The sequence below is a fragment of the Sandaracinaceae bacterium genome (assembly GCA_020633055.1).
Taxonomy (GTDB): Bacteria; Myxococcota_A; Polyangia; order Polyangiales; family Houyiibacteriaceae; genus JADJJE01.
Genome location: JACKEJ010000013.1, coordinates 66488 through 82434, shown reverse-complemented (window position 1 = coordinate 82434; position 15947 = coordinate 66488). Strand labels below are relative to the sequence as shown.

The window sequence follows — 15947 nt, the reverse complement described above, 5'->3', positions numbered from 1 at the left end:
AGTCGGTGCACACCACGAGCCCGCCCATCCGCACCAAGCGCTCTGCGCGACGAGGCCGCTCCCGCCGTCTGTCACTGATCGGTGACCACCATCCCGCCAGCTCGCATCGCTCCGTGCGCAGGTTCCTCGACCGCTGGTGCTCGCATCTGGTATGAGTCTCGTGCCGTCATTCACGGAGCGTCCTGCGCGGGCTGCAGCAGGTGTCTTGGGCGGCTCCCCCCCTTTGGCAGCCGGGCATCGCGACGCGACTCTTGGTCGTAGACCGATGACATCAAGAGGAGCCCATCATGCAGAGCCCTGCGTCGGTCGCGAGGTCGATCGCGTTCTTCTCGTGCGCATTCCTGACGACGTTCGTGGCGCCGCAACACCTGCGCGCTCAGTGTCCGAGAGGGACCCTCTACTGGGGAGAGCTCGTACCGAGCGCGACCTGCGGTCAGTTCAACACCTTCGACGTGACGTTGAATCAGTACATCCGGACGCCGCTCTTGTCCGGCGGCAGCTACTCGTTCTCGACCTGTGGTTCGAACGTGGACACGCAGCTCACTGGGTATGAGGGGGGCGCGAGCGTGCCACCGGCGGCGTTCTACAACGACGACAATGGGCCGCTGTGTTCTGGCACGACGGCGAGCGTGACGTACACGTCGACGTTCTCGGACTACGCCCGCACGAGCCTCAACCAGTACAACTGCCAGACGACGGTGACGACCGCGACGGCGCCCCTCGCGGTTCGACAGAACAACAACCTGTCCTTCACCTCCGCGTCTTCGGCCATGTGTGAAGGTCAGACGCGGACGTTGGTGGCCACCCCCGCGCGGGTGACCTCCGGCAACGTCTATCCGGGGAGCGGCGACCGCGGAACGTTCAGCGGGCCGGGGGTGAACGGCTCCATGTTCACGGCCCCCACCCCGAGCGGCTCGCTCCAGGCGGTCACGCTCACCTACACATTCGGCGTCTGCGCCACGACGCAGAGCATCTCGGTCTATCGCGACGTCGCCGCCACGGTGGGATCCGACCACGGCACCACCACCGGTCAGAGCGCGCCCTTGGGCGGAAATGCGGCGCCAGCCTCGGGAACGGGGACCTGGACGGGCCCTCCCGGGGTCACCTTCTCGCCCTCGGCCAACGCTCCGAACGCCGTGGCGCAGAACCTCCCGCCCGGGCCCTCGATCCTCACCTGGACCATCACCAACGGCCCGTGCTCGTCGAGCGCCACGGTCACCGTCACCATGACCTGCGGCAACGCGACGCTGGACATGGGTGAGGACTGCGACGCTGGCGCTGCGAACGGCGATCCGAACGGGTGTTGCGCTGCAAACTGCTCCTTCCGCGCGGGCGGGGGCGTGTGCCGTGGGAGCGCTGGCGAGTGCGACGTCGTCGAGACCTGCAGTGGGAACAGCGCGACCTGTCCTGCCGACTCCTTCCTCATGGGGGTCGAGTGCCGCCCCAGCGCAGACCTCTGTGACGTGGCCGAGACGTGTGATGGCACGGGCGCGGCGTGTCCCGTCGATCGCGTCCTGTCTGCGGCGACGGAGTGCCGTCCCTCGACGGGTGAGTGCGATGTGGCCGAAGTCTGCGACGGAAACGGTGTGTCGTGCCCGAGCGACGCCTTCGTCGCCGCGGGCGGCGCGTGCGGGGACCAAGACGTCGAGTGCACGGTCGACGACACCTGCGACGGGAACGGCGTGTGTCAGGACAATGGCTTGGCCGCGGACGGAACGGCCTGTGTCGACGATGGTCGGTTCTGCACCGGCGCCGAGACATGCTCCGCGGGCGCTTGTACCTCGGAGGGTGATCCGTGCGCCGCCGACGAGACCTGCGTCGAGTCGAGCGCGTCGTGCACGCCGTCACCAGACGCAGGCGTGCCAGGCGACGGTGGTGTCTCGGGCGACGGTGGTGTCTCAGGCGACGCCTCGGTGCCGGGCGACGCCTCGCTGCCGAGAGACGCCGGGAGGACGACCGACGCGGGGCCCGACAGCGGAGCGGGGACCAGCGGCTGCGGGTGTCGTATCGGCGGTGCGTCCGAAGGAGAGACGTCAGGGCCGGTCGCGTCGCTGTGCTTGCTGGTGCTGCTCGGGGCCATGAGGCGCGTCCGTCGTCGGCGCGCCTGACGCCTCGGGTCCCTCTGCTTCGCAGCGTCTCGTTCCACGTTGTCCCTGCGTCCGAATCGAGCGTACCCTCGACCAATGAAGCGGTCGAATGAGCACCTTCTGGTGAAGAGCGCGGATGGGCTCACGCGCTGTCCGACGTGTCGTCGGCACGTCGTCGCTGGCGCCACACCGCGGGACCGGGTGTGTCCGTTCTGCGCCCAACCGTCCGCCGCGCCGCGCTTCGGTGCGCGCGGGAGCCTGCTCGCCGCCTCGCTCGTGGGGCTTGGTGGGTGCGGTCCCTCGGCGGCCGAACAGGAACGGGTGGCCGCGGAGGCGGCCGCTGCCGACCGCGCGACCGAGCTGGCCGCCCAGCGCGCCGCGCAGCAGGCGGCAGAGGCCGAGCAAGCGCGCCTCGCCGCCGAAGCGGCCGCCGCCGAGGAGGCCGCCGCCGAAGAGGCACGCCTCGCCGCGGAGGCGGAAGCGACCGCCGCTGCCGAGGCTGCGGAGGCCGCAGCGGCCGCCGAGGAGGCCGCTGCGTCCAGCAACAGACGCAGGCGCGGGGGGCGCGCGGAGCCCACGTACACCACCATGGACGGGCGCCACGACAACCCTCTGACGTACGGGCTCGACTTCTGAAGCGTCGCCCGGCGAACACGGTCCGTGACATCGGGCCCGCCGACGTCGCGTCCCCGCACCCCATCTACGTGGTCTGGGAGCTGACGCTGGCCTGCGACCTCAGCTGTCGGCACTGCGGCAGTCGCGCCGGTGACGCGCGTGAGGGCGAGCTGACCACCGAGCAGGCGCTCGGTGTCGCCGACCAGCTGGCCGAGGTCGGGGTGCGCGAGGTGACCGTCATCGGCGGTGAAGCCTATCTGCGCCCCGACTGGCCGCAGCTGGTCCGCCGCTTGGTGAGCCACGGCATCGTCGTCGGGATGACGACCGGCGGCTTCGGGCTCGACGACGCCCGCGTGGCCGCCGCCGAGGACGCCGGCGTGCGCGCGATCAGCCTCTCCATCGACGGCATCGGCCAGACCCACGACGCCCAGCGGGGTCACAAGGGAGCGTTCGACGCGGCCCTCGCTGCCGCGCGTCGTGTCAGCGCTTCGCGCATCTACCTGTCGGTCAACACCCAGATCAACCGCCTCTCGCTGCCCGAGCTCCCAGCCCTCGCGCGGCTGATGGTCGAGCTGGGCGTGACCGACTGGCGCGTGCAGCTCACGGTGCCGCTCGGAAACGCCGCCGACCGCGCCGACCTGGTGCTCCAGCCCATCGACCTGCTGGACCTGTTCCCGCTCTTGGCGTTTCTGCAAGAGACCCTGCTGGAACCCCACGGGGTGCGGCTGCGGCCCGGCAACAACATCGGCTACTTCGGCCCGTACGAAGAGTGGGTCCGCTTTCGAGGTGCGGAGGGCGCGCACTTCCACGGCTGCCACGCCGGCGAGTATGCGCTCGGCATCGAGGCCGACGGAACCCTCAAGGGCTGCCCCTCGCTCCCCACCGCGGCCTACGCAGGCGGCGACCTGCGCGAGACGCCCCTGCGCGAGCTGCTCGCGCGCGAGCCGATTCGCCGCCTGGCCGACCGCACGGTCGACGACCTGAGCGGCTTCTGTCGCGACTGCTACTACGCCGAGGTCTGTCGCGGGGGGTGTAGCTACACGGCGCACGCGTGGCTGGGCAAGCCCGGGGACAACCCCCTCTGCATTCACCGCGCCCTCGCCTTCGAGGCCGAAGGCAAGCACGAGCGCCTCGTGCGCGTGGAGCCCGCGGGAGGTCGACCCTTCGACCATGGGCGCTTCGAGATCCGCGTCGAGCCCCTTCCCCCAAGGGACGCGCCGAGTCTCGCGGGCGTGCCTCTCGAGGCGGCGCTGCATGCGCGCGCCGAGGGCGGCAGCGTCCACGCCCTGGGCCCGCTCAGGCGTCGGCTGCGGGTGCTCTGACCCCCGCGTTCTCTGATGGGTGCGCGCCGGCTAGCACGAACCCGTGGTGCTGCCCGCCGAAGGTCCTTCATCCCTGGGCTCGTCGCGCTGGACGGGCTGCGGCCGACTTGCGACCCTCTGCGCATGACCCTCGTGTTCACGCGTTGGCGATGTCTCCAGACGGGCGAAGGGAGCGCTCCGGCGCACGCGTATCGCGCCGCCACCGCCCCGGAGCCGGCCGCGCTCCCGGCTGGCGACGCGGTGCGCCCGGCGGTCCTCGCGAAGACCGCGGACGAGCTCGACGACGTCGAGAACGCGCAGCTCCTGAATGCGTGGACCGCGGGCATGCACGCCGACATGCGGCTCTCCGAGGTCCTGACCGACCCGTGGCCCTACTTCGAAGACAACGAAGACATCCTCGAGCACCAGCTGGGTGCCCCCATCGAGTGGTGGGACGTCGTCGACGCGGACACACAGGAGCGCCGCTACGTGCTGGTGCTCTGGGGCAACGACTGCGGCGCGCTGTACCCCGAGGGGGTGGCGACGCAGGTCGCGATGGTCAGCCAGTTCGCGCTGTGGTGCCCGCACGACTGGCGGCTGTGGAAGGCGCTCTGCGTCGCGCACCGGCGCGCGCTTCGGCACTACCCCGAGTCGGAGCTGGCGCGCATGGCGTTCGCGGCCTCGTTCCGCTGTGACCAGCCGGGGTGCGCGGGCCGCACTCTGCTGTGGAAGGAGAGCGACGCGGACGAGGGGCCGTGCAGCCAGTGCGGCGCGAGCGTGCACGCGCGCGACGCGTGAGCGCACGCTGGCAGGCTCAGCCGAGCCCAGCCGCGTCCCTGACGTCCGCCGCGCCCTCCACCCGTTCGCGCAGGAACTTGTCGATGCGCAGCTGGATGATGTCCGGGTGCTCCACCGGCGCCGCATGGCTCGCGGCGCGCACGACGAAGTGCTCGGCGTCGGGGATCTGCTCGGCCATCTCGGCGGCCAGCGCGGGCGGGGTGAACGTGTCGCCGTCCGCGGCGACCACCAGCGTGGGGGTGCGCACGTGCGGGAGCAGATCCTCGGCCGTGTGGCTACCCGCCGCGTCCAGCAGCGAGAGGAAGCGGTCGGGGTCCATCGTGGCGATGTGGTCCCAGTAGCGCTCGAAGTCCGCTCGGCCGAACGTGCGCGCGTCGATCTCACCCGAGAGGGTGCCCAGGCGATACGCCACGCTGGCTGGGATGCGCCCGAACACACCACGCGCCGCGCTGCGGTGCCGCGCCACCAGCGCGCTCACGCCAGGCAGCACGCGGTGCAGCATGTCGTTGCCGCGGAAGGTGTGGGTGATGCGCCCATAGCTCCCACACAACAGCACCAGCCCGGCCACGCGCTCGGGGGCGAGCCGATAGGCCTCGAGGGCGACCTGCGTCCCCATGGAGTGGCCCACCAGCGCGGCTCGCTCGAGCTGCAGGCCGTCCATCAGGCGCAGCAGGTCTTCGGCCAACGCGGGGAGGGTCAGGCGTGACAACCCCGGACCCATGCCGCTGCGCCCGTGGGCGCGGTAGTTCCAGTGCACCACGGGGTGCCGGCGCGCGAGGTGCGGCATCAGGTAGCGCCACGCGAACCCGTCGCAGCCGATCCCATCGTTCAGCACCAACGGGAGCCCAGGCCGACCCTGACCAGCCAGTCCATAAAACAGCGGCACCCCGTCTCGATCAGGCAGGGTGCCGTGCTGCTCGTAGAGCGCGAGGTCCATGCGGGCCGTGACGCTCAGTCGTTGTCGGCTTCGTCGATGTCGTTCACGGACGGCAGCTTGCGAATCTCGGAGAGCCCGATCTTCACACAGCGCTGCACGATCCACGAGAGCGAGCGGTCCAAGCGCGCCGCCTCGTGCTGGATGTCGTCCAGCATGGACTCGGGGAAGTAGAGACTCTGTTTGCGCTTGTCGGACCCTGACATGTACCTGCCTCCAGCCAGCGCAGACGCGCTTCGAGTGTGGTATCGGTCGTCCTACCTGTAGGATGGGGAGCATGTCAATGCGCTTCGCACCCACCTTGCCGCCCACTTCGCCCCCGAACGGACCGCGTCGCACACGTTGGAGTGCAATAATCGTACTGTATACAAGACGTATTCGTCGTGTGGCGAGCTACGCGCTGGCGGCCCTGCTGGGGGGGATCTTGGCCGTTGCGGCGGTACCTTTTGCACGGGCGACGGGCCCGGACGGATCGTCTGGAGGCACACCCAGCCCCTTCGAGAACCTGGGCGTGCTGGCGCGGGCGCTGGCCCATGTCGAGGTCAGCTACGTGGAACCGGTCGACAGCGCGGTCCTCGTGCAGGGAGCCGTGCGCGGCATGCTCGCGAGCCTGGACCCGCACACCACCTACCTGGACCCACAGGAGTACGCCATGCTCCGCAACGACGCGCAGGGGCGCTTCGCGGGCATCGGGGTCGAGGTGGGCGTGCGGGACGGGTGGCTGGTGGTGCTGGGGGTGCTGCCCGACAGCCCTGCCGAACAGGCGGGGCTGCTGCCCGGGGACCGCTTCCTGGTCATCGAGGGGCGCGAAGCCCGCGACATGCGCCTGGGCGACGCCATCCGCCTGATGCGTGGTGAGGTGGGGACGCTCGTGCACGTGACGATGCGGCGCGAAGGCGACCCCAGCGATCTGCGGATGGAGCTGCGCCGGGGCTACGTGGAGGTCGACGCCGTGAGCTCGCTGCTGCTGCCCGACGGCGTCCTGTACGTGCGTATCTTTACGTTCTCGGACAACACCACACCATCGCTGCGCGAGGCCATCGACACGGCGCTGCGCGCCCGCCCCCAGGGGCTCACGGGCCTGGTGCTGGACCTGCGCAACAACGGCGGCGGGCTGCTACGCGAGGCCGTCCTCGTGAGCGACGAGTTCCTGGACTCCGGGACCATCGTGACCACCCGCGGTCGGGGTGGCGCGCTGTTGCAGGAGAGCCGCGCCCACACGGCCGGCACGCGCCCGCGCTGGCCCATGGTGGTGCTGGTGAACGGCCTCACGGCGAGCGCCTCCGAGATCGTCGCCGGCGCGCTGCGCGATCACGAGCGGGCGCTGATCGTGGGCACGCGCACCTTCGGCAAGGGCAGCGTGCAGAACGTGATCGAGCTGCCCGACGGGAGCGCGATGAAGCTCACGGTCGCGCGCTACTACACGCCCAGCGGGCGCTCCATCCAGGCGCAGGGCATCGAGCCAGACGTGGAGGTGGTGCAGCTCCCCGCCAGCGTGGTGCGCGCAGCTGGCGGGTCGGCGTTCAGTGAGCGGTCGCTCGAGGGGCACCTGGACGGGGAGCTGGAGCAGCCCGCAGACGGCACGACGCCGCGCGACGCCGAGCGTGAAGGCGGGCGTGGATCACGGATCCCCAGCTTCGAGCAGGACGTGCAGGCGCGCACCGGCATCGACACGCTGCGCGCGCTCATCCGCGCGCAGGCGGCTGCTGCGGCGCACGCGCGCTGAGCGTATGTCGCGAGCGCCTCAGCCCTGGTCGAGCGGCACCACGCGCTCGAGCCACAGGAACGTCACCCCGGGCGTCTCGCCGGCGCGCTCTTCCGCCACGCGGAACTCACCCTCGTCGTATGTGAAGAAGGTGTCCGCGTCGCTCACGTCCTGAACGACCTCCGTCAACACGAGCTGGGTAACCCGCGGCAGCGCCTGCCGATACAGCTCGCCGCCGCCGATGACGTACGGCATGGCCTCGTCGGCTACCGCCGCCAGCGCGTCGTCGAGGCTCGCGCACACGGTCACGCCTTCCGCCTGGAACGTGGGATCACGCGAGAGCACGACGTTGGTGCGGCCGGGCAGGGGGCGCCCGATGCTCTCGAAGGTCTTGCGCCCCATGAGCACCGGGTGCCCCAGCGTGGTGCGCTTGAAGTGCTGGAGGTCCTCCTTGATGCGGAACACCAGCTGGTTGCTGCGGCCGATGGCGTGGCTGGGCGTGGCGCGGGCGACCACCAGCCCCAGCGGGGGCAGGGCGGGGGCCGGCGCGCTGCTGGCGTCGGCGTCGTGGTTGGTCTCGGCCTCGGCGCTGACCTCGGCCCCAGAGGACGCCTCGCCGTGCTGCGGAGGACCCGCGCTCATACGGCGACGGGCGCCTTGATGGCGGGGTGCGGGTCGTAGTCGTCGAAGCGCACGTGCTGGGCCTCGAAGTCCTCGAGGCGCGTCACGCTCGGGTCCAGCCACAGCGTGGGCAGCGGCCGCAGACCGCGGGACAGCTGCAGGTCGGCCTGCTCCTCGTGGTTGCGGTACAGATGCACGTCGCCGAAGGTGTGCACGAAGTCCCCCACGCCGAGCCCGGTCACCTGCGCGACCATCGCCGTCAGCAGCGCGTAGCTGGCGATGTTGAAGGGCACCCCGAGGAACACGTCGGCGCTGCGCTGGTAGAGCTGGCAGCTGAGGCGCCCGTCCGCGACGTAGAACTGGAAGAGCGTGTGGCAGGGGGGCAGCGCCACCTGGTCCGCCTCGCCCGGGTGCCAGCCGCTCACGATGAGGCGCCGGCTCTCGGGGTTGCGCTGGATCTCGGCCACGACGTTCGCGAGCTGATCCACGCCGTCGCGCGCGTAGCTACCATCCGACAGGCGCGTAGCGCCGAAGTTGCGCCACTGGTGACCGTACACGGGGCCCAGGTCGCCGGCCTCGCGCCCGAAGCGGGCCGTCTGCTCGGCGGTGGCCCACTCATCCCAGATCGTGACGCCGCGCTCCTGCAGCCACTCCACGTGGGTCTCGCCCTTCATGAACCAGAGCAGCTCGTTGACCACGCTCTTGGTGTGCACCTTCTTGGTGGTGAGCAGCGGGAAGCCCTCGCTCAGGTCCACGCGCAGCTGGTAGCCGAACACCGAGCGCGTGCCCGTGCCGGTGCGGTCGCCCCGGAGCCGCCCGTGCTCACGGACGTGACGCAGCAGGTCGAGGTAGGCCTTCACGGCGTGCCCTCGGCGCCACCCACGGTGGGTGCCGGCGCGGGCTCTACGCTGTCTGCGGCGCTGCCGATCTCTCCCTCTTCGTCCAGCGCCCGCACACGGGCCGGCCGGCGCGCTTCGTCCCGGCGCACCGAGTAGCGCACCAGGGCGCGCAGGATCTCGTTGCGCTCCAGGTCACCCACCAGGCGCTTGATGTCTTCGTAGATGCTCGGGTCCTGCAGCAGGCCGCCGATGGTGCCGCGGCCGGCGCGCACGTCGGCGGTGATGGCCGCCACGTCGTCGCTGGCGCGCGTCAGGTTGGCCAGCAGCTCCTGCCCGGCGTCGCCATACACGAAGTCGTGCACGGTGCCGTCGCCGGTGCGCACGTCTTCCAAGATGGTGGCCACCTCGCCCGTGGCGCGGCCGATGTTCACGACCGCCTCGCGACCCTCGTCGCCGTAGATGAGCGCGTGGGCCGTTCCGTCGCCCCGCTCCACCTCTTCGGTCACGCGCCGGATGCTGCGGGCCGTGCGCGCGAACTCGTCGCTGGTGGCGCGCAGGTTCTGCAGGGTCGCGTCCAGCTCGGCCGCGGTGCCCTCGTCGGTCATGAGGTGCTGGATGGCGCCGTTGCCGTTGGCCAGCATGTCCGTCACCCGCGCCAGGTTGGCGGCGATGCGCGTGACGTCGTGGCTGAACGCTTGGTCGCGGAACGGGTCGGTCGCGAGGCGTAGGTTCTCGGCGGTGCCCTGCACCTCGGTCATGGCGCTGCCCGCCAGGGCCATGAGGTCGCCGCTGGCGTTCGCGGGGAGGGGCACGCTCGGGTCCCACACCGGCAGCTCGCGCCGCCCGACGGTGATCTGCATCAGCTTGTCGCCCAGCATGCCCTTGCTGCCGATGGACACGACGCTCGAGCCCTCCTCGAACTCGCCGTCGCCGCCCGCGCGCCGCCCGCGAATCAATCCGGCGGCGCTGTCGACGATGTCGAAGCGCACCTCGATGCGGCCGTCGTCGGCAAACTCCACCGAGCTCACGGACCCCACGTTCACACCCGCGACCGTGACCACGCTGCCCGGGCGCAGACCGTCCACCGACTCGAAGATGGCGACGAACTCGGTCTTCCGTGTGAACAGGTTCTGCTGCGCCCCCACCACGAACGCGAGCGTGGCGGTGATGCCGAGCGCCACCATGACGAAGAGCCCCACCTGGAGCTGGGTCTTTTTGTTGGCTTGCATGTCAGATGGCGTTCCCGGCGAGTGGCGCGTGCGGCTCGGCCGCCGCGTTCCCCTCGATGAAGTCTTTGACCCGCGGGTCCTGGCACGTGACCACGTCACGGATGCCGCCGCTGAAGATGATGCCACCGCCGTCGATCATGGCGATGCGGTTGCTGACGCGGATGGCGGTGTACATGTCGTGCGTGACCACCACCGACGTGATGTTGAGGGTGCTCTGCAGGTGCAGGATCAGGTCGATGATGCGGTTGATGTTGATCGGGTCGAGGCCGGTGGTGGGCTCGTCGTAGAGCAGCACGTCCGGCCTCATGGCGATGGCGCGGGCCAGCCCGACGCGCTTCTTCATACCGCTCGACAGGCCACCGGGCCACAGCTCGTGGCGCCCCTCGAGCCCGACGTAGCCCAGGCTCTCGTGCACGCGCTCCTGGATCTCGGCTTCGCTCAGCTCCCCGGCCGAGCGCAACCCGTAGGCCACGTTCTCACCGACCGTCATGGAGTCGAACAGGGCGGCGGCCTGGAACAGCATCGCCACCCGCCGTCGGATGGGGAGGTAGTCCGCCTCCGACAGGCCCGAGATGCGCTGGCCGTCGAAGTAGATCTCCCCCTCGTCCACGGTCAGGAGGCCGATCAGCATGCGCAGCATGACGCTCTTGCCCTGCCCGGACCCGCCGATGATGGTCAGCGCCTCGCCCGCTTCGATGGAGAGGTCGAGCCCCCGGTAGATGACCTTGGGGCCGAAGGCCTTCTTCACGCCGCGAAACTCGATGAGCGCCACGCGGGGAGGATAGCAGCTGAGGTGCGAGGCGCTTTCGCGAACGAACCGGGCGCGTCCGTGGGTGCGTCGCGTGGGCGCGCCCGCGGGCCGTCTCTGGCCCGGCCTACGTGGCCCTGGTAGGGTCCCGTCGTGACCGAGCTCGCGACGACGGCGCAGACGGCCGCCGTCACGGTACGGCGCGTGGCCGCAGGGGTCCGTGTCGCGCTCGGTCGAGCATCCGAGCGGTGGGCGCTGTTCACCGGCGCATTGCTGGTGGGGCTCGGGACCGCTCTCTCCGGCTGTGGCGAGCCTGCGGGCGACGCCTCGTCCACGGCGGCCCTACGCGCGCAGGCCGAGCCCTTCCTGCGCGACTTCGAGACGTTCGACGCCTGGGCGCGGCGCAACCTGGACGCCGACTTGGCGCTGCGTGACGAGCGCGCGCTCACCGAGACCGTCTTCGCGCCGATCCGGCGCGAGCCCCATGTGGTGGCGGCGTGGGTAGAGCGCGAGGGTGCAGACCCGCGTCGCGTCGCGCTGCGCACCGAGACGGCCCTCGACCTCGACTGGGTGGAGTTGCGTGGTGTCCCAATGCTCGCGAGCCTCGAGGCGGCGACCACGGAGTTGACGGACCCACGCTCGCGGCCGCGCGTCCCCACACCGTCGTTGGTGCTCTCTCGGCGTGTCGCCTCCGCCCGCGGTGGCGGCGAGGTGCGCGTGACCGTCGCCTACGCGCTCGACGGTGCCCACCGGGACTGAGCGCCGACGTGGGTCCCACGCTGGGGTCGCCGTACTCATCGGGTCGGCTACGCTAGGCCTCATGCCTCTCCGTCGCTCCGCTCCGCTCGTCCCACCGTTGGTGTCCGTGGGCTTGTGGTTGGCCACCCAGCTCGCCGGCTGCAAGTCGGAGCACGTCGTCGAGCCCCCGCCAGACGCCGGCCGACCCGCCAACACGTCGTGCGTGGCGTTGACGCCCCCACCGGAGTCGGGGCGGGTGCGGCTCGAGCGCGTGTACGGAACGGCGCTCTCCGGCGCGTCCGCGCAGAAGCTCACCCACGTCATCCCGCCTACCGCTGCCCACCCGGGCTTCGTCACGCGCCAGAGCGGCCGCGTGCTCGCGTTCGACGCGCAGGACAGCTCGGCCGCGTCCGTCGTGCTCGACATCGCGAGTCGTCTGGATCTGTCGTCGGCCGAGAATGGCCTCGTGAGCATGGCCCTCGCCCCGGACTTCGTGCAGAGCGGCTTCGCCTACTTCGTGTACACGGCGCCGCCCGCCGGGATGGGGCGCTACATCGCGCGCGTCGCCCGCTATCACTGGACGGGGAGCGCCTTCGACGACGCCAGCGAGCTCGTCATCCTGGAGATCCCTCAGCCGGACATCACCCACAGCGTCAACCACGTCGCGTTCGGGTTGGACGGCATGCTCTACATCTCGTTGGGGGACCAGCGCCGGACCGACGTGAACGCGCAGAGCCTGCTCACGCTCCCGGGCAAGGTCTTGCGCATCGACGTCTCGGTCGCGCAGCTGGGCGAGCCCTACCGCATCCCCATGGACAACCCGTTCGTGGGGGAGGGCGCGGGCGAGATCTACGCGCTCGGCCTGCGCAACCCATGGCGCTTCACGATCGACCCGGTGGACGGGGAGATCCTGCTGGGTGACGTTGGCCAGGATCGCCGCGAGGAGATCGACCGCATCGTGGCGGGCGGCAACTACGGCTGGCCGGCGCGTGAGGGCACGCTCTGCTTCCGCACGGACCCCTGCGTCGACGCGGCCTTCACGGACCCGCTCGTCGAGCTCAGCCACGCCGAGGCGCGGGCCGTGGTCGCTGGGTACCGCTACCGCCGGACCGACGTGGCTGGGCTGCAGGGCAGCGTCGTGTTCGCAGACTACGTCAGCGGGAACGTGTGGTCCGCCGACGCCTCGGGACAAGCGCGCCTCGAGGTGGAGGGGCGCTTCCCCATCTCGTCGATCGGCCTCGACGAGGAGGGCCGGCCTTACTTCACGCGCTATGACGGTAGCGCCGACGGCGGGCTCTACCGACTGGTGCCCAACGTGCCCGCTCCCTCCAGCTTCCCCACGCTCCTGTCGGCGACCGGCTGCGTCGACCCCGCCGACCCACGTGAGCCCGCGGACGGCATGGTGCGCTTCACGCCCACCGCGGAGCTGTGGTCGGACGGCGCCGAGAAGCTACGCGCGTTCGCCATTCCGGACGGAACCGCCATCGGCGTGGATGGGGACGGCGACCTGCTGCTCCCCGTGGGGAGCGTGCTGTTGAAGCACTTCGGGTTCGCGGGGCGCTTGCACGAGACTCGCCTCATGATGCGCACCGACGACGGCTGGACCGGCTACTCGTACCGCTGGAACGATGCGCAGACGGACGCCGAGCTGCTCCCGACGGCGGTGTCGGAGGTGCTCGAGAACGGCGTGCGATGGCAGTACCCGAGCCGCAGCGCGTGCTTCGAGTGTCACACCGACGCCGCGGGCACGACGCTCGGCTTCGAGGCTGCGCAGCTGTCGGACGCGGCGCTCCAGGGGCTGTTGGACCTCGGCTACGTCGATCGCCGTGTGACGACGGTGGGTGCGCTGCGGGGGACGTCGCGTGCGCCCCTCGTCCCGCCCTTCGGCGCCGCGCCGGTCGCCGAAAGAGCGCGCAGCTACCTGCACGTGAACTGCTCCGGGTGTCACCGTCCAGGCGGACCAGGGCGAGGCGACATCGACCTGCGCGCGGAGACGCCCTTCGGCGCGACGCGTCTGTGCAACGCAGAGCCAGGCGAAGGGCGCATCTGGGACGTGGGGGTGTGGGACGAGCAGCGCAACTTGGTCCCGGGGGAGCCGGGGTACTCGATCCTCTATCTCCGCATGAACACGCTCGGCATCTTCCGCATGCCCCCGCTCGGCACCGACGTCGTGCACGCCGAGGGGACCGCCCTCATGGCCGAGTGGATCGAGTCTCTCAGTGCGTGTCCCTGAGCGTTGGCCGACGTCTGCGTGCAGCGGGCGCGACGAAGGCGCACGGTCGCCTCACCACGCGGCTGCGGCCAGCAGTGCGCGCGACACCGCGGGGGCGTGTGTTCAGACCACGATGCCGAGGTCGCGCAGCGTCGCGACGCCCGCCTCGAGCGAGAACTTGGTCTTGCTCAGCTTGTTGTTCGCGGGGTCGACGCGGTAGTGCGTGGCGGTCGACAGGTCGGTCCGCACGAGCGTCGTGCGCGCGAAGACCGCGCCGCGTAGGTCCGTGCCGCGTAGGTCCGCGTCGGTGAGGTCTGCGCCGCTGAAGTCGACTTCGTGCGCCACGCAGTCCGTGAGCGCGACCTTGCGCAGCTTGCGGTCCACGAAGACGCCGTAGCTCAGGACACAGCCCTCGTACGACACGTCGAACAGGAGGTCGCGCGCCACCGTCCAGTCCACGCCCATCAGCTTGGTGTGGTCGAAGTGCGCGCCACGGAAGCTGCAGTCTCCGAGCGTCGCCATCGAGAGGTCGCAGCGCACGAAGACGCACTCGTCGAGCACAACGCCCTCGAGGTGCGCCTTGTCGAGGGTCACGGCCTCGAAGCGACAGCGCGTGAAGCGCTTGCCGCGAAGGTCGAGCGCAGAGCACGAGCCCCCCACGAACTCCTCGTCCTCGAAGTCCATGGCGCCTGCGAGGCGCGCTGCGACGTCACTCCCGCTCACTGTCTTGGCTCGTTCGTCATGGATGGCTGCCCTCGGTCGCCGTGCTCAGCGGGGGTCACTGACCCGCCCCAGGAAGAGGATCGCGCCGGTGCGCCGCTCCACGATGAAGAACAGGAAGGGGTGATCCGCGATGAAGCTCGCGGGGTCGGGCTGGGGACGCGCGCTGCGCGTCGCCACCACCACGCCGGTAGCCGCGGCGGCTTCGGTGCCCTCCTCCGTCACCTCGATGAAGGCCTTGTGGTAGACCTCTGCCAGGTACAGCCCCGACTGCGGTCCTGCGATGCCGCGGAAGTCGGCGGTCTCTCGGAACGCGTCGCGCATGCCCAGCGCCTGCAGCGATCCGGACAGTGGCGCAGACGGCGGCTCGAGACGAAAGCGCGGGAGCTGGACCTCCACCTCCTGCTCGGACATGGCGGCACGCCAGATCGTCAACACCCGCTCCGAGAGTGTCTCCTCCACGGCATCCACGGAACGCTCGCCGCGCGTGCTGGGCAGTACGAGCAGCATGCTCAGCTCGTCGCCCGCATAGGGGAGCTCCAACACCTGCACGCCGTCGCCGCGACCGAACGAGAAGCGGCCACGCGTGCGCATCGTGGTCACGTTGGACTCGGCGATGCCTTGCACCAGGAACGTGCGTGGCTCGGTCTCGGCTGGGTCGAAGGGGGTGCGCCAAGTGCCCTTGAAGTACACCGCGTTCACCAGCACCAGGCGCGTGAGCGGGGTGATGGCGCCGGACGGGAGGAGCTCCGGGATGCGCTGCTCCGTGCGGGTCTCGACCCAGCGATTGATCGTGCCGCGTGCGGCGTCGGGGTCGGCGCCGAAGTCGAGCAGCTCGAGGGGAGCGTCGTAGTCGTCGCGCGTGATGGCGAGGAAGGGCTCCTGGAGCGCCAGCCCCGCCTGAGCGTAGAGGCGGTCGGCGACGCGCAGCGTGGCGCTGGTCGTCGCGTTCCAGCTGCGCAGCGCGCCGCCGTAGGTGGCGTGGATGGTGGCGTCGTCGGCGTCCAGCTCGAGCGCGCTGGCCATCTGGCTCTTGGTCTCGCCGTGTGCTCCGGCGTAGGTCATGCTCAGCGCCGCGTGCGCGCTGATGGGCGAGATGACCACGTTTCCTGGGGCCACGCGGAGCCGCTGGTAGAGGTCCATGCCGAAGCGGTTGGCGCGCGCCATGAGGTCGGCCTGACGCTCGGCGGCGCCCGCACCGTCCGCGCTGGCCTCGACCGCGTCGCCACGCCCGTCCTCGGGCGCAGGGTCTCTGGCGGCGGGCTGGCGCGTGCTCGGCTCGGCGTCCGTGCCGGACCCCCCGCAACCCGTGAGTGTGGTCGCGCTCGACAGGAGGCTCAGGCACAGCAGGGGCAGAGGCAGGGGCGCGCGCACGTGTGACGTCATGGCGGGGAGGGTAG

General features: G+C 70.8%; 15 protein-coding genes. 7 read left to right on the top strand and 8 right to left on the bottom strand.

Annotated elements, in window-relative coordinates; genetic code table 11:
- The first annotated feature begins 287 nt into the window (after window positions 1-287).
- The 4 genes from H6726_28355 (at window position 288) to H6726_28340 (ending at window position 4801) form a co-directional block, all read left to right on the top strand.
- The gene (locus tag H6726_28355) at window positions 288-2108 is read left to right on the top strand and encodes a hypothetical protein (protein ID MCB9661591.1); all 1821 of its coding nucleotides are present in this window, start codon (window positions 288-290) and stop codon (window positions 2106-2108) included.
- Window positions 2109-2183: 75 nt separating this feature from the next.
- Entirely contained in the window at window positions 2184-2723 is a 540-nt protein-coding gene (locus H6726_28350) for a hypothetical protein (protein ID MCB9661590.1), read from the top strand.
- Window positions 2724-2791: 68 nt separating this feature from the next.
- Window positions 2792-4024, top strand: coding sequence for a radical SAM protein (locus H6726_28345; GenBank protein ID MCB9661589.1), 1233 nt, complete (start codon window positions 2792-2794; stop codon window positions 4022-4024).
- A gap of 123 nt (window positions 4025-4147) precedes the next feature.
- Window positions 4148-4801 carry a hypothetical protein gene (locus tag H6726_28340; protein MCB9661588.1) on the top strand — a complete coding sequence of 218 codons (654 nt, stop codon included), beginning with the start codon at window positions 4148-4150 and terminating at the stop codon, window positions 4799-4801.
- A 16-nt stretch (window positions 4802-4817) separates the two neighbouring features.
- Here H6726_28340 and H6726_28335 read toward each other — a convergent pair whose 3' ends face one another.
- Both H6726_28335 and H6726_28330 read right to left on the bottom strand, forming a co-directional pair.
- Window positions 4818-5738 carry an alpha/beta hydrolase gene (locus tag H6726_28335; protein MCB9661587.1) on the bottom strand — a complete coding sequence of 307 codons (921 nt, stop codon included), beginning with the start codon at window positions 5736-5738 and terminating at the stop codon, window positions 4818-4820.
- Between the two features lie 14 nt (window positions 5739-5752).
- The gene (locus H6726_28330) at window positions 5753-5941 is read right to left on the bottom strand and encodes a TIGR04563 family protein (GenBank protein ID MCB9661586.1); all 189 of its coding nucleotides are present in this window, start codon (window positions 5939-5941) and stop codon (window positions 5753-5755) included.
- Window positions 5942-6120: 179 nt separating this feature from the next.
- On the opposite strand from H6726_28330, the gene H6726_28325 reads away from it, so the two are divergent.
- Window positions 6121-7461, top strand: coding sequence for a S41 family peptidase (locus H6726_28325; protein MCB9661585.1), 1341 nt, complete (start codon window positions 6121-6123; stop codon window positions 7459-7461).
- An 18-nt stretch (window positions 7462-7479) separates the two neighbouring features.
- Here H6726_28325 and H6726_28320 read toward each other — a convergent pair whose 3' ends face one another.
- The 4 genes from H6726_28320 to H6726_28305 are packed head-to-tail and all read right to left on the bottom strand — an operon-like array spanning window position 7480 to window position 10901.
- Entirely contained in the window at window positions 7480-8082 is a 603-nt protein-coding gene (locus H6726_28320) for a dihydrofolate reductase (GenBank protein MCB9661584.1), read from the bottom strand.
- Window positions 8079-8921: a thymidylate synthase gene (locus H6726_28315; GenBank protein MCB9661583.1), complete on the bottom strand. Its 843-nt coding sequence runs from the start codon at window positions 8919-8921 to the stop codon at window positions 8079-8081. The genes H6726_28320 and H6726_28315 overlap by 4 nt, the downstream gene beginning before the upstream one ends.
- Window positions 8918-10129: an MCE family protein gene (locus H6726_28310; protein MCB9661582.1), complete on the bottom strand. Its 1212-nt coding sequence runs from the start codon at window positions 10127-10129 to the stop codon at window positions 8918-8920. Before H6726_28310 ends, H6726_28315 begins: the two co-directional genes overlap by 4 nt.
- Window position 10130: 1 nt before the next feature.
- On the bottom strand, window positions 10131-10901 hold the full coding sequence (locus H6726_28305; protein ID MCB9661581.1) for an ATP-binding cassette domain-containing protein: 771 nt from the start codon (window positions 10899-10901) through the stop codon (window positions 10131-10133).
- 129 nt (window positions 10902-11030) lie between these two features.
- On the opposite strand from H6726_28305, the gene H6726_28300 reads away from it, so the two are divergent.
- Together H6726_28300 and H6726_28295 are read left to right on the top strand one after the other, a co-directional pair.
- The gene (locus H6726_28300; GenBank protein ID MCB9661580.1) at window positions 11031-11636 is read left to right on the top strand and encodes a hypothetical protein; all 606 of its coding nucleotides are present in this window, start codon (window positions 11031-11033) and stop codon (window positions 11634-11636) included.
- A gap of 61 nt (window positions 11637-11697) precedes the next feature.
- Window positions 11698-13848, top strand: a complete 2151-nt coding sequence (locus H6726_28295) for a PQQ-dependent sugar dehydrogenase (GenBank protein ID MCB9661579.1) — start codon at window positions 11698-11700, stop codon at window positions 13846-13848.
- 102 nt (window positions 13849-13950) lie between these two features.
- Here the strand turns inward: H6726_28295 and H6726_28290 are convergent, their stop codons facing one another.
- Together H6726_28290 and H6726_28285 are read right to left on the bottom strand one after the other, a co-directional pair.
- Window positions 13951-14550 (bottom strand): pentapeptide repeat-containing protein, encoded by a 600-nt coding sequence (locus tag H6726_28290; GenBank protein MCB9661578.1) that lies wholly within the window; start codon window positions 14548-14550, stop codon window positions 13951-13953.
- A 45-nt stretch (window positions 14551-14595) separates the two neighbouring features.
- Window positions 14596-15933, bottom strand: a complete 1338-nt coding sequence (locus H6726_28285; protein MCB9661577.1) for a serpin family protein — start codon at window positions 15931-15933, stop codon at window positions 14596-14598.
- Window positions 15934-15947: the final 14 nt, after the last annotated feature.

Excerpts from the sequence above, each read along its gene's own strand:
- H6726_28355 (MCB9661591.1), top strand. The coding sequence starts at position 288 with ATGCAGAGCCCTGCGTCGGTCGCGAGGTCGATCGCGTTCTTCTCGTGC.
- H6726_28350 (MCB9661590.1), top strand. The coding sequence starts at position 2,184 with ATGAAGCGGTCGAATGAGCACCTTCTGGTGAAGAGCGCGGATGGGCTC.
- H6726_28340 (MCB9661588.1), top strand. The coding sequence starts at position 4,148 with ATGACCCTCGTGTTCACGCGTTGGCGATGTCTCCAGACGGGCGAAGGG.
- H6726_28335 (MCB9661587.1), bottom strand. The coding sequence starts at position 5,738 with ATGGACCTCGCGCTCTACGAGCAGCACGGCACCCTGCCTGATCGAGAC.
- H6726_28330 (MCB9661586.1), bottom strand. The coding sequence starts at position 5,941 with ATGTCAGGGTCCGACAAGCGCAAACAGAGTCTCTACTTCCCCGAGTCC.
- H6726_28320 (MCB9661584.1), bottom strand. The coding sequence starts at position 8,082 with ATGAGCGCGGGTCCTCCGCAGCACGGCGAGGCGTCCTCTGGGGCCGAG.
- H6726_28310 (MCB9661582.1), bottom strand. The coding sequence starts at position 10,129 with ATGCAAGCCAACAAAAAGACCCAGCTCCAGGTGGGGCTCTTCGTCATG.
- H6726_28295 (MCB9661579.1), top strand. The coding sequence starts at position 11,698 with ATGCCTCTCCGTCGCTCCGCTCCGCTCGTCCCACCGTTGGTGTCCGTG.
- H6726_28285 (MCB9661577.1), bottom strand. The coding sequence starts at position 15,933 with ATGACGTCACACGTGCGCGCGCCCCTGCCTCTGCCCCTGCTGTGCCTG.